At 71.4% G+C, this 12,967-nt stretch carries 9 protein-coding genes; 1 reads left to right on the top strand and 8 read right to left on the bottom strand.

Translation table 11 applies throughout. From position 1 onward, the window contains the following. Window positions 1-5 precede the first annotated feature (5 nt). The 4 genes from sigM to IF45_RS0113070 all read right to left on the bottom strand — a co-directional run bounded on the left by sigM (window position 6) and on the right by IF45_RS0113070 (window position 7,158). Window positions 6-722: an RNA polymerase sigma factor SigM gene (sigM, locus tag IF45_RS0113085; RefSeq protein ID WP_030307516.1), complete on the bottom strand. Its 717-nt coding sequence runs from the start codon at window positions 720-722 to the stop codon at window positions 6-8. A 27-nt stretch (window positions 723-749) separates the two neighbouring features. Further along, window positions 750-2,447, bottom strand: coding sequence for a protein kinase family protein (locus IF45_RS0113080; RefSeq protein ID WP_030307514.1), 1,698 nt, complete (start codon window positions 2,445-2,447; stop codon window positions 750-752). A 109-nt stretch (window positions 2,448-2,556) separates the two neighbouring features. Next, on the bottom strand, window positions 2,557-4,746 hold the full coding sequence (gene murJ / locus IF45_RS0113075) for a murein biosynthesis integral membrane protein MurJ (RefSeq protein WP_003949388.1): 2,190 nt from the start codon (window positions 4,744-4,746) through the stop codon (window positions 2,557-2,559). Between the two features lie 48 nt (window positions 4,747-4,794). Continuing rightward, window positions 4,795-7,158, bottom strand: a complete 2,364-nt coding sequence (locus IF45_RS0113070) for a DUF6049 family protein (RefSeq protein ID WP_030307511.1) — start codon at window positions 7,156-7,158, stop codon at window positions 4,795-4,797. A gap of 178 nt (window positions 7,159-7,336) precedes the next feature. Here IF45_RS0113070 and IF45_RS0113065 point away from each other — a divergent pair, with 178 nt between their 5' ends. Continuing rightward, a complete protein-coding gene (locus IF45_RS0113065; RefSeq protein ID WP_030307509.1) occupies window positions 7,337-8,803 on the top strand; it encodes a CCA tRNA nucleotidyltransferase in 1,467 nt (488 codons plus the stop codon). Window positions 8,804-8,958: 155 nt separating this feature from the next. On the opposite strand, the gene IF45_RS0113060 is transcribed toward IF45_RS0113065, so the two are convergent. From IF45_RS0113060 to IF45_RS0113045, 4 genes are all read right to left on the bottom strand, one after another. Next, window positions 8,959-9,486 carry an LppU/SCO3897 family protein gene (locus IF45_RS0113060; protein WP_030307507.1) on the bottom strand — a complete coding sequence of 176 codons (528 nt, stop codon included), beginning with the start codon at window positions 9,484-9,486 and terminating at the stop codon, window positions 8,959-8,961. Between the two features lie 117 nt (window positions 9,487-9,603). Continuing rightward, window positions 9,604-10,863, bottom strand: a complete 1,260-nt coding sequence (locus tag IF45_RS0113055) for an MFS transporter (protein ID WP_030307504.1) — start codon at window positions 10,861-10,863, stop codon at window positions 9,604-9,606. A gap of 141 nt (window positions 10,864-11,004) precedes the next feature. Then, a complete protein-coding gene (locus IF45_RS0113050; RefSeq protein ID WP_030307502.1) occupies window positions 11,005-12,087 on the bottom strand; it encodes an inositol-3-phosphate synthase in 1,083 nt (360 codons plus the stop codon). Window positions 12,088-12,145: 58 nt separating this feature from the next. Next, window positions 12,146-12,823, bottom strand: a complete 678-nt coding sequence (locus IF45_RS0113045; RefSeq protein WP_030307500.1) for a PadR family transcriptional regulator — start codon at window positions 12,821-12,823, stop codon at window positions 12,146-12,148. Window positions 12,824-12,967 lie beyond the last annotated feature (144 nt).

Here is a 12,967-nt window from a genome sequence, read left to right as displayed (position 1 = left end):
GGATGTCACGCTCGCCCACCTCCGCCCTTCATGGCAGCCGAATTGGCCGGCCCCTGGTCTCTCGGGCCTGCCGCTGGTGGGACGGATGCCCCCTGCGTCCGGTTCCTTCCCCCGCCGACGGCGTCGTTATCCCTGTCCGGAGCTGCGGAGTCCGCCCGCAGATGGGTGACGAGTGGTAGGAGCCGTGCCCGGCCCCGGGCGCACCGGCTCTTCACGGTGCCGGTGGGCACCCCCAGGATGCGGGCCGCCTCCGCCACCGGGTAGCCCTGCATGTCGACGAGGACCAGGGCGGCGCGCTGGTCGGGGGCGAGGGTGGCGAGGGCCTCGGCGAGCTGGCGCCGTAGGTCGCCGCGCTCGGCGGGGGCCGAGGCCGACTCGTGCGGTTCGAGCACCTGTTCCAGGCGCTCCGGGTCGTCCATGGGGGAGGTACGGCGGGAGGCCGCCTTGCGCGCCCGGTCGAGGCAGGCGTTGACGGTGATCCGGTGGAGCCAGGTGGTCACCGCCGAACGTCCCTGGAAGGTGTGGGCCCGCCGGTAGGCGGAGACCAGGGCGTCCTGGACGGCGTCCGCCGCCTCCTCACGGTCGCCGAGGGTCCGGATCGCGACCGCCCAGAGGCGGTCGCGATGGCGTCTGACCAGCTCGCCGAAGGCGTTCGGGTCACCGCCGACATGGGCGGCGAGCAGTTCGGCGTCGTCCGGCGCCCCGGATATGGCCTCGTCCACCGTGGAACCCTCCCCCCAGAGCCCCGCTCAGCCCCTGAGTTTCACATCCGTGATCGCCTGCTTGTACCCGGAGCCGCTGTACTGATCCCCCGGCGCCTGGGGGACGTGGGTCAGCCACACGACGACGTACCGCGTGGTGACCGCCTCCTTGCCGTCGACCTTCGCCGTGGTGGACTGGGTCGTGGTGGTGCCGATCTTCTTCATGGAGCCGACCGGGGTGCCGGAGCTCATGGAGTCGGCCGCGTACAGCTCGACGGTGGTGCGGTCGCCGGCGTAGCGGAGCCCTATCGAGGCCGCGGAGACGTCCTTCTCCGCGCCGAGGTCGTAGACGATGCCGACGCCCTGCTTGTAGGGGGCGAGCCGCGGGCCGTCCACGAAGCTCCTGGACCGCCAGTAGGTGGAGCTGTCGCCGTCGTAGGTGTTGCTGACGGAGTCGGCGTTCTGCGGGGAGCCGTCCGGGGCGTACTCGGCGGCGCCGGTGATGTTGTGGGTGGCGATCTTCGGCTTCTCGTCGGTGGTGTCCGCGGGCTGGCTCGTCTCCGGCTGCTCCGGGGTGTCGCGTTCCATCAGGGCGTCCGCGAGCTGCCAGCTGCCGAGCCCGAGGGCGGCGATGAGCAGGGCGGCCACGCCCCACTTGAGGACCTTGCCGGTCCGGGTCTGCAGCGGGGGCGGCGGGACGACCACGGGGGCTGTCTGCGCGGTGCGCGGCGCCGGGCGGCCGTAGGAGCCCTGCTGGTAGCTGGTCCGCTGGTACTCGGGCGGCGCGGTGAAGACCGGCTCCGGCGGGCGGATGCGGGGCATCTCGGCGATGGCCCGCACCAGCTCGTCCGGGGTGGTGCAGGGGCTCTCCTGGCGGGAGGCGGTCGATCCGTCGTTGACCAGGGCGCGCATGGCCAGCTCGGAGAGGCCCCGGTGGACCCCGGCCCGCACCTGGTCGGGGGCGATGAGCCCCATTCCCTTGGGCAGTCCGGAGAGGCCGTACGCGTCGTCCTCGTAGGGCCAGCGCTGAGTGAGGGCGGCGTAGAGGAGGGCGCCGATGGCCTCGGTGTCGGTGCGCTGCGGGCTGTCGACGTCGATGCCGCGGAGCGCGGCGTTGACCGCGAGGCCGCGGACGCGCCACTGGCCGGTGGAGGTGCGCAGGACGGCGCCGGGGTTGAGCCGGAGGTGGGAGAGCCCCTCGCGGTGCGCGGCGGCCATGGCCTGGGAGATCTGCTGGGCCAGCTGGTAGACGTCGTGCGCCTCCAGCGGGCCGGAGGCGAGCAGCGCGGTCAGCTCGGTGGCGTCCGGCAGCCACTCGTGGACCACGTAGACGATCTCGTCCTCCTCGACGGCGTCGAGGACCTGGACGAAGCGCGGGTCGCCGAGGAGCGCCGCCGAGCGGGCGGCGGCCAGCACGGAGCGGGCGCGCGGGTGCTCGGCCGGCAGCAGGTGGACCCCGACGGCGCGGCGGAGCTTCTCGTCCACCGCGCGCCAGCTGCTGAAACCGTCCAGACGGGTGAGGCACTCCTCCAGCCGGTAGCGCCGGGCGAGTTTGTGCCCGCTGTGCAGCTCTGGGGCCGAGACCGTGGCGGAGCTGCCCGCCCGATCGGTCTCCTCTGTGCTCTGGGGTGCCGTATCCCGCTCCCGGGACTTCCCGTCGCCCGTGGACGCGCCCGCCTTGGCGGTCAGCGGTTCCTCACCACTGGTGTCGGCCACGTCGACGGCAGCCGTGCTCCGATCCGCCACCGTCGTTCCTGCCTCCCCATCCGTTGCACTCCGTACGACGCCAAACCCAATTGTGCCCACAGTCGGTCGCTATGCACGACACGCGGGCACCGCTGATGGTTGTGCGCTCTCAGCGTCCCAGACGCCCGCGGACCATTCCCACCAGGGAGTTGATCTCGTTGATCCGCATCTTGCGGCCGACGAGGAAGAAGACCGCCAGCAGCACCACGCCGCCCCCGGCCAGCGCCACCAGGGACCCCAGCGCGCCGCTGCCGAGCAGACGCATCAGGAGGAAGGAGAGGCCGCCGCCGAGCAGGGCCGCGGGGATCGCCGCGCCGACCAGCCGCGCGTAGGTCCGCAGCACGTGTGCGCCGTCCAGGTCGCCGCCGAGCCGCTTGGCCAGCCGCTTCCACGCCACCCCGACGCCGACCGCGTAGGCCAGGCCGTAGGAGGCCGCCATGCCGACCACGGCCCAGCGGGCCGGCAGCACGAGGTAGCAGATGCCGGAGGCGGCGGCGTTGACGGCGGCGACGATCACCGTGTTGTAGAAGGGCGTGCGGGTGTCCTCGTAGGCGTAGAAGCCGCGGAGCACCACGTACTGCACGGAGTACGGGATGAGGCCGAGGGCGAAGGCCATCAGGATGTAGCCCATCGAGTGGGCGGCCTCGAGCCCGGCGGAGGAGAAGAGCAGGGTGGCGGTCGGCAGGCCGAGGGCGAGGAAGCCGAAGGCGATCGGGACGATGGCGACGGCGGAGTTGCGCAGTCCCTGCGAGATGTCGTCGCGGACGGCGCCCACGTCGTTGTCGCTGGCGGCCCGGGAGATGCGCGGCAGCAGGGCGGCCATGACGGAGACGGTGATGATCGCCTGCGGCATGCCCCAGATGAGCTGGGCGTTGGAGTAGGCCAGGATGCCGGTGCCGTCGACGTTCGTCTCGGTGCCCGCGAGGGTGGCGAGCTGGGTGACGACGATGACGCCGGCCTGGTTGGCGAGGACGAAGAGGACGGTCCACTTGGCGAGGCGGACGGTCTTGCCGAGCCCGTGGCCCTTCCAGTCGAACCGCGGCCGGAAGCGGAAACCGGTCTCGCGCAGGTAGGGGATCATCGCCAGCGCCTGGACGACGAGTCCGAGCAGGGTGCCGATGCCGAGCAGGCGGACGCCCTCGTCCGGGATGGTCGCCACCTTCATGCCGGAGGAGGCGGCCGAGCCGTAGACCCAGATGAAGAGCCCGAAGGTGGTGATCATCACGATGTTGTTGAGGACCGGGGTCCACATCATCGCGCCGAACTTGCCGCGGGCGTTGAGGATCTGGCCCATCACCACGTGGACGCCCATGAAGAAGATCGTGGGCAGGCAGTAGCGGGCGAAGGTGATGCCGACGCGGTTGGCGTCGGGATCGCTGGCCACCGGGTCCGACATCAGGTTGATCAGGAGCGGGGCCGCCAGGACCGCGAGGAGCACGATGGCGCCGAGCGCCACCATCACCAGCGTCAGCAGGCGGTTGGCGAAGGCTTCGCCGCCGTCGTCGTCGTTCTTCATCGCGCGGACGAGCTGCGGGACGAAGACGGAGTTGAGGCCACCGCCGACGGTGAGGATGTAGATCATCGTCGGCAGCGTGTAGGCCACGGTGAAGGTGTCACCGAGGAGGGCCGCGCCGAGCGCCGCGGTGATGACCAGCGAGCGGACGAAGCCGGTCAGCCGGGAGACCATGGTGCCGGCGGCCATTATGGCGCTGGACTTCAGCAGCGAGGCCGCCTTGCCCTGCTTCTTCGGGGCCGGCGCCGGGTCGGGTGCGGCCTGCGGCGTGGGCGGGTCGGCGGGCGGACGGCCGCCGCCGCTCTGCTGCTGGTCCTTGTAGAGGTGGGCGAAGGCGTCCGGCTCGTGGCGCTCCTGACCGGCCTGGGACACGAGGTCGTCCACGCCCACGAACTGGGTCGTGCCGGTGGCGTCGCCGTACGGCAGGTGCTTGCCCGGACCGGCCGGCTCCGGCGCGGGAGCCTGGGCCCAGAGCCGGGGGTCGGGCGCCGGCTGCTCCGGCCGGGGCGGGCCGTACACCGGGGCCGGGGGCGGGCCGGCCGGCGGCGGGTGCGAGGCGCGGTCGTACAGGGCCTCGCCCACCGGGTCCTGGGCGCTGAGGTCGTGCGCGCGGTACGGGTCCTGCTCGTAGGCGTGCTGGAGGTAGGGGTCGGGCCCGGGCTGCTGGGGGAAGCCCTCGCCCGTGGGGCCGCCGGGCTCCGGCGGGACCGGCGGCTCCGGCCGGTCGCCCTGCGGCACCGGGCCCTCCGCGCGCTGGCCACGGTCACCGTTGTACGGCGCGTTCATGGTCTAACCCCACCTCATCGTCCCCGGGCCCACGGGCCACGACATTGCTCAGCGGTCCACTGTCTCACCCGGGCCGGACGGGGCCGGGCTTTCGGGAGCGGTGTCCGGGCCGTGGTCACCCGGCTGCCCGGGGCCGCCGTCCCCGTCCTGCCCCTCGCCCGCCGGACCGGCGCCCGGATCGCCCGGCGTGCCGCCCTGTTCCGCCTCCAGCTCCCGCGCCTGCCGCTTCCGTTGCGTGTACATGCGGAAACCGGCGAGGACGAGCAAGAGTACGCCGCCCGCGAGGACCAGCATCACCGTCGGCGTGAACTCCGTGACGTTCACGTCGAAGCGGATCGGGGCGCCGTAGGCCCGGCCGTCCTCGGTGTACAGCTGGGCCCTGACCGGGACGGGGCCGTTGGCGTTGGCGGTGGTCGTGAACTTCACCGACTGGCTGTGGCCGCCGGAGACCTTGACCGGCTGGTCCTGGTAGCGGCCCTCGCCGATCTTGAGGCGGGTCGGCTTGGAGGACTCCAGCCGCAGCACCAGCTTGTCGACGCCCTGAAGCAGGTTGTTCTGCACGGTGACCGGGATGGTGGCGCTGTGGCCGGAGAGCTTGGCCTCGCTCTTCTCGATCAGCTGCACGCTGCCGATCAACTGGTTCAGGTACGTCGAGACCACGGAGCGGAACTGCTGCGCCTCCTCGGCCAGGCCGCGCCAGGAGGTGGACATCTCCCGGTCCACGGCGCGGCCGAAGGGCGGCACCACGCGGTCCTGGTTGGTGAGGATGACCTTGAAGCGGTCCAGCCTGTCCTGGGTCCCCTTGATCTCCTCGAACGCCGCCTTCGGCAGTTCCTGCTTCCGCAGCGCCGAGGGGTACGAGCCGTTGCCCGGCACCCGGGTCGTGGCGCGGGCGTCGGGCTCGGTCTTCGCCGCCGCCGTCAGGTTCTGCGGGGTGGACCAGCGCTCGTCGTCCAGGGCCCGCAGCGCCTCGGCCATGGTCCGGGCCTGGCTGGCGGTGGGCATCCGCTGCGGGGCGACGACGAGGCTGCGCTCGTTCCCCTCGTCCTGGAGCGTGGTCATCAGGGTCTGGGCCACGAACCGCTGGACGGCGAGGGTCGCGTTGCCGGCCTTGGTCATGTCGCCCTGGAAGAGGGTGGAGAGCCGGTCGTCGGAGACCACGGCCGTCGTCCCGCCGCCGATCGGCCGCGCGGCCGAGGGGGTGTAGGTGAGGCTCCCCGCCTCGCGCATGCTGTCGCTGCGGGCGATGACGTTCCGCGCTCCCGCCGAGGTCGCCACGTCGATGACGGACGGGGTGACCGCGCCCTCCACCGGCCAGGCGAAATCGGTGCTGGGCTTGACGTGGAGGATCGTCTCGACCGTGCTGGCGGCCACGTCGGTGGCGTCCTTCAGCCGGCCGAGCGAGCCGGAGACGTTCTTGCCCCGGTGGGCGATCGAGGCGATGTCCGGGTCCCCGTAGGGAAGGGCGACGATCTTCTTGCCCGCCACCGCGCTCTCCACGGAGGCCAGCCAGTCGGTGGCGAGCTTCTCGCTCTGTTCGCTGCCGGCCCGGGTGGTGCCGTCCTCGTTGCGCACCCGGTAGCCGCCGCGCATCGCGTCGACCGAGGCCAACAGGTCCGGGTCGACGACCCAGGTGATGTCGAGCTCCCGGCCGAGGGCGACCATCCGCTCCAGCCGGCCGCCCGGGGCGATCTCCTCGGCGAGGCTGTCGTCCTCGAAGATCGGCGTCTGCTCCTCGTCGGAGTCGGTCTCCGCGGTGAGGTGCGGGGTGGAGATGAGCGGCCACAGCATGGTGAGCGAGGTCTGCCCGCCGGCCGCCTTCGGCTGCCACGGCAGGAAGGTCCGCTCGATGCCCTGCACCTGCTCGTAGGGCTGGGCGGCGGTCTGCCCGCTCAGCGAGACGCCGAGCTGGTAGATCCCCTCGGAGTCGAGATCGAGGTCGTCGACCGGCACGGAGAGGCGGAACGGCAGCGACCGGCCCGCGGCGAGCGAGTCGATCTCCTGGGCGTACTCCTCGTCGATCTCCAGGCCGTCGGCGCCCGGGGAGAAGCCGTCGCGGCGGGCGGCGTGATCGATGGCACTGCGCCCGTTGAGGACCGGGCCGACCCGGAGGCCGACATGGGCGTCGGTGATCGTCCGCTTGCTCTGGTTGGTGACCGTGCCCGAGATCGTCAGGCGGTCGCCCTTGACCGGCGCCGCGGGGGCGAACGAGTCGAGGGAGACGGAGACCGGCTGGGCGGTGCGTGCCTTGGCGTCGGCGGCGGGTGCCTGCGGGGCCCCGGCCGCCTCGGCGGTAGCCGGGTTCAGCAGCCCGCCGAGAAGGGCCGTGCCGGCGAGGAGGGCCGCGCCCCGGCCGAGCCACCGGCGGGCAGCTGACGGGCCGGTCCTCGGGATGTCTGCCGCCTCGGCCACGCGCTGTTCCGTCCCTTGTTCGTCAGCTCGGTCGGTGGTTGTCGGGTGATGCGTCCAGGCATCGTAACGATGCGAACTGAGCCGAAGTGCCGGGGAGGGCTCCAGAGGGATCTTCGCGCGGGTGCCCGCCCGGAATCGGGTCGGCCCGGGCCGACGCGGGCACGTACCCTTTTCTGTTGTGCCGAACGCCAACGAAGACAAGCCCCGTGAACTGAGCCAGGCGCAGCGCCGCGCTGTGAGCGAACTGCTGCGCGTCTCCCCCGCCGCGGACGATCTGGCCCGTCGTTTCGAGGAGGCCGGACACTCCCTCGCGCTGGTGGGCGGCTCGGTCCGCGACGCGTTGCTCGGGCGGCTGGGGAACGACCTGGACTTCACCACCGACGCCCGGCCGGAGCAGGTCCTCCGGCTGGTCCGGCCGTGGGCGGACGCCGTCTGGGAGGTCGGCATCGCCTTCGGCACCGTCGGCTGCCAGAAGCGGGCCCTGGTCGAGGGCGAGGAGGTGACCTTCGAGATCGAGATCACCACGTACCGCTCGGAGGCGTACGACCGCACCTCGCGCAAGCCCGAGGTCTCCTACGGCGACTCGATCGAGGACGACCTGGTCCGCCGCGACTTCACGGTCAACGCCATGGCGGTGGCCCTGCCGCAGAAGACCTTCGTCGACCCCTACGGCGGCCTGGAGGACCTGTCTGCCCAGGTGCTGCGGACGCCCGGGACGCCCGAGGCGTCCTTCTCCGACGACCCGCTGCGGATGATGCGCGCCGCGCGGTTCGCCGCGCAGCTCGACTTCGACGTTGCGCCGGAGGTGGTCGCCGCCATGACGGCGATGGCCGAGCGGATCACCATCGTCTCCGCCGAGCGGGTCCGCGACGAGCTGAACAAGCTCCTGCTCTCCACCCACCCCCGCAAGGGCCTCACCCTGCTCGTCGACACCGGCCTCGCCGCGCACGTGCTGCCGGAGCTGCCGGAGCTGCGGCTGGAGAGTGACGAGCATCACCGTCACAAGGACGTCTACGAGCACAGCCTGACCGTCCTGGAGCAGGCGATCGACCTGGAGGAGGACGGCCCGGACCTGACCCTGCGGCTCGCGGCGCTCCTCCACGACATCGGCAAGCCGCGCACGCGCCGCTTCGAGAAGGACGGCCGGGTCTCCTTCCACCACCACGAGGTGGTCGGCGCCAAGATGGTGAAGAAGCGCATGACGGCGCTCAAGTACGCCAACGAACTGGTGAAGGACGTCTCCCGGCTGGTCGAGCTGCACCTGCGCTTCCACGGCTACGGCACCGGCGAATGGACCGACTCCGCGGTCCGCCGGTACGTCCGGGACGCCGGGCCCCAGCTGAGCCGCCTGCACAAGCTGACCCGCTCGGACTGCACCACCCGGAACAAGCGCAAGGCGGCGGCGCTCTCGCGGGCCTACGACGGCCTGGAGGAGCGGATCGCGCAGCTCCAGGAGCAGGAGGAGCTGGACGCCATCCGGCCCGACCTGGACGGCAACCAGATCATGCAGCTCCTCGGGGTGGGCCCCGGCCCGGTGATCGGCAAGGCGTACGCCTTCCTGCTCGACCAGCGGCTGGAGAACGGCCCCATGAGCGAGGAGGCCGCCGCGGCCGCGCTCAAGGAGTGGTGGGCCGGGCAGAGCTGACCGCCGGCTCCGGACAGCGCGAAGGGGCGGCATGTTTCACGTGAAACATGCCGCCCCTTCGTCTATGCCGGGGTAAGCCGGTGGTGTCCCTTGCCTCCCGCTCGCGATGTTTCACGTGAAACATCCTCGGTCGGCGCGCGGTGCCCGGCCGGGGATCAGGCGTCGTCCAGGCAGAGCAGGAAGCTGTCGTTGCCCTGGGTCTGGGTGTAGGCGTACTTGAAGCCCTCCGCCTGGTCCTCGCACTTGGACTGGGCGGTCATGCCGATGAACTTGCCCTCGATCTTGGCGAGGACCTTGTACTCCGCCGTGTCGGAGTTGCACTCGACGATCTTGAGCTCAGGGTTGTTGTCGTCGTCGTTGCCCCGCTCGACGCAGTCGCCCGCCTTGGCGGCCGCCGGGTCGCTCTGGCTGGCCCACCAGCCGCCGCCGATGACGGCGAGGGCGATGACGGCGCCGACGACCCGCAGGATGTTCTTCTTCTTGTTCTTGGCCGGCGGCTCCGGGGCCGCGCCGGGCATGCCGGGGGCCGCGTACGGGCCCTGCTGGGGGAAGCCCTGGGGCTGGCCCTGCGGGGGAACGCCCTGCTGCGGCTGGCCCGGGGCCTGCTGCTGGCCGTACGGGTTCTGGCCCTGCGGAGGCTGCTGGCCGTACGGGTTCTGGCCCTGGGGCGGCGGAGTGGTCACTTGGGGGTCCCCCTGTGGAAAACGAGGCGTGGCCTCGTGCGATAAGACCTCCGTAAGCTATCCGGCCGCACTGACAGCCGAAAAGTGAACGGGGGGTCTGTGTCACTGATGTGACACTTACTGGCGGTCAAAACGGGTCATGAGCACCGCAACCGCTCCGTAGATCAGAGCCACCAGGACCACCAGCCCGGCCGACTTCCCGTCAGCGGGCAGCAGCAGGGCGGAGACTCCGGCGGCCGCCACGAAGGCGACGTTGAAGAGGACGTCGTAGACCGAGAAGATCCGGCCCCGGAAGTCGTCCGAGACCGAGGCCTGCACGATGGTGTCGGTGGCGATCTTCGCCCCCTGGGTGGCCACCCCGAGCACGAAGGCCCCGGCCAGCAGCGGTACGGGCGCGAAGGTGAGCCCCAGGGCCAGCTCCAGCACCCCCGCCCCGGCGGCGCAGGCGACGATCCAGCCGGCCGCCCCCAGCCTGCGGGCGGCCGAGGGGGTGACGAGCGCGGCGACGAAGAACCCGGCGCCGGAGACGGCCACCGCGACCCCGAGCAGCGCGAGCCCGCCGTCCTCGTCGGAGGACCAGGCGTACCGGCAGAGCATGAGGAGCATGACGGTGAGCGCCCCGTAGCAGAACCGCAGGGCCGCCATGGCGGCCAGCGCCCGCGCGGCTCCGCGCCGGCCGGGCTCGCGCAGGTGGCGTACCCCGGCGACGAGTCCGCGGGCCGCCCCCGCGACCGCGCCGCGCAGGTGCTGGAGCTGGCCCGGGTCGGGGCCGAGGAGGGGCACGGCCAGGGTGAGGGAGGCGCCGGCCGAGGTGAGGTAGAGGAGTCCCCCGAGCAGCAGGACCGCCGCGTCGGAGTCCGCGACCAGGAGCCTGACCAGGAAGGCGAGGCCCCCGCCGGCGGTGGCGGCGAGGGTGCCGGCGGTCGGCGAGAGCGCGTTGGCGATGACCAGCTCCTCGCGGGCGACCACCCGGGGCAGCGCGGCGGAGAGCCCGGCGAGGACGAACCGGTTGACCGCGGTCACGCAGAGGGCCGCCACGTAGAAGAGCCAGTCGGGCACTCCGGTGACCATCAGGGCGGCGGTCAGCGCGGCGAGGACGGCCCGGAGCAGATTGCCGTAGAGGAAGACCTGGCGGCGGCGCCAGCGGTCGAGGAGGACCCCGGCGAACGGGCCGATCAGGGAGTACGGGAGGAGGAGGACCGCCATGGCCGAGGCGATGGCGGCGGCGGAGGTCTGCTTCTCGGGGGAGAAGACGACGTAGGTGGCGAGGGCGACCTGGAAGACGCCGTCGGCGGCCTGGGAGAGGAGGCGGACGGTGAGCAGCCGCCGGAAGTCCCGCACGCGCAGGAGTACTCGTAGGTCACCGACGACAGCCATGGAGCCAGAATCGCATGTGGGGGCGGGAGGGGAACGCGCCACTCGGCGGGTCTGCGGCAGGCGGCCTCGCGAACGAGCGAGGGGCGGCCCTCCCCGGAGGAAGGACCGCCCCACGGACGGCGGCTCGGCGCCGCCGGCGGCTCAGCGCTCGATCTCGCCCTTGATGAACTTCTCGACGTTGGCCTGGGCCTCGTCGTCGAAGTACTGCACGGGCGGGCTCTTCATGAAGTAGCTGCTCGCGGAGAGGACGGGGCCGCCGATGCCCCGGTCCTTGGCGATCTTCGCGGCGCGGACGGCGTCGATGATGACACCGGCGGAGTTCGGGGAGTCCCAGACCTCCAGCTTGTACTCCAGGTTCAGCGGGACGTCGCCGAAGGCGCGGCCTTCCAGGCGCACGTACGCCCACTTGCGGTCGTCCAGCCAGGCCACGTAGTCCGAGGGGCCGATGTGGACGTTGTCGGCGCCCAGGTCGCGGTCGCGGATCTGCGAGGTGACGGCCTGCGTCTTGGAGATCTTCTTCGACTCCAGGCGGTCGCGCTCCAGCATGTTCTTGAAGTCCATGTTGCCGCCGACGTTCAGCTGCATCGTGCGGTCCAGGACGACGCCCCGGTCCTCGAAGAGCTTCGCCATCACGCGGTGCGTGATCGTGGCGCCGACCTGGGACTTGATGTCGTCGCCGACGATCGGGACCCCGGCCTCGGTGAACTTGTCCGCCCACTCCTTGGTGCCGGCGATGAAGACCGGAAGGGCGTTGACGAAGGCGACCTTGGCGTCGATGGCGCACTGCGCGTAGTACTTCGCGGCGTCCTCGGAGCCCACCGGCAGGTAGCAGACGAGGACGTCGACCTGGCGGTCCTTGAGGGTCTGGACGATGTCGGCCGGCTCCTCGGCGGACTCCTCGATCGTCTCGCGGTAGTACCGGCCGAGGCCGTCCAGGGTGTGGCCGCGCTGGACGGTCACGCCGGAGTTCGGCACGTCGCAGATCTTGATCGTGTTGTTCTCGCTGGCGCCGATGGCGTCGGCGAGGTCCAGGCCGACCTTCTTGGCATCCACGTCGAAGGCGGCGACGAACTCGACGTCGCTGACGTGGTAGTCGCCGAACTGGACATGCATGAGGCCCGGGACCTTGCTGTCCGGGTCTGCGTCCTTGTAGTACTCGACGCCCTGCACCAGCGAGGCGGCGCAGTTGCCCACGCCGACGATGGCTACGCGAACCGAACCCATTCCGGTTGCTCCCTGTGTGTTCTCGGTGTTCCCGATGAGGCCCTGCGAGTGCCGGGTCTCATGTGGCGGTGTCGTCGGACGAATCCGGGCGGGAGTTCTCCCGCGACCGGGGCAGATCGTCCTTCTCTCCGGATGTGCCCTGCTGAGGTGAGCCGTCCTGGCCGGTCCGCCGGTGGCGGCCCGACCGTTCGCTCTCGATCAGCTCGTTCAGCCAGCGCACCTCGCGCTCCACGGACTCCATTCCGTGCCGTTGGAGTTCGAGCGTGTAGTCGTCGAGGCGCTCCCTGGTACGGGCCAGTGAGGCCCGCATCTTCTCCAGCCGCTCCTCCAGCCGGCTGCGCCGGCCTTCGAGCACTCGCATGCGGACATCGCGCGACGTCTGGCCGAAGAAGGCGAAGCGGGCGGCGAAGTGCTCGTCCTCGTAGGCGTCGGGACCGGTCTGCGAGAGCAGATCCTCGAAGTGCTCCTTACCTTCCGCGGTGAGCCGGTAGACGATCTTGGCCCGGCGGCCGGTGAGGGGCACCGCGAGGGCGTCCTCGGGCGGACCGCTGGATTCCTCGATCAACCAGCCGTTGGCCACCAGCGTTTTGAGGCACGGATAGAGCGTGCCGTAGCTGAAGGCGCGGAAGATCCCGAGCGAGGTGTTGAGCCGTTTCCGCAGCTCGTAGCCGTGCATCGGGGACTCGCGCAGCAGTCCGAGGACGGCGAACTCAAGGATGCCGGAGCGTCTGCTCATGTCCGCCTCTCCGTTGCCGCGTGGTGCCCCGGCCGGTCTTTATGCCGAGCTGATGTATCGACTCGATACATCCCGACGATAGATCGAGGTCACGGGATGGACAAGTGGGGGCACGGTGAACGGCGTCACATCACTGAAACGACG

Source organism: Streptomyces albidoflavus (genome assembly GCF_000719955.1).
GTDB lineage: Bacteria > Actinomycetota > Actinomycetes > Streptomycetales > Streptomycetaceae > Streptomyces > Streptomyces albidoflavus.
Note: the sequence above shows the minus strand (reverse complement) of the source record. Positions and strands in the feature narration are given on the sequence as shown.

What these genes read in the sequence shown, in the direction of transcription:
- murJ (WP_003949388.1), bottom strand. Translation starts at nt 4,746, where the DNA reads ATGAACGCGCCGTACAACGGTGACCGTGGCCAGCGCGCGGAGGGCCCG.
- IF45_RS0113055 (WP_030307504.1), bottom strand. Translation starts at nt 10,863, where the DNA reads ATGGCTGTCGTCGGTGACCTACGAGTACTCCTGCGCGTGCGGGACTTC.
- IF45_RS0113050 (WP_030307502.1), bottom strand. Translation starts at nt 12,087, where the DNA reads ATGGGTTCGGTTCGCGTAGCCATCGTCGGCGTGGGCAACTGCGCCGCC.
- IF45_RS0113045 (WP_030307500.1), bottom strand. Translation starts at nt 12,823, where the DNA reads ATGAGCAGACGCTCCGGCATCCTTGAGTTCGCCGTCCTCGGACTGCTG.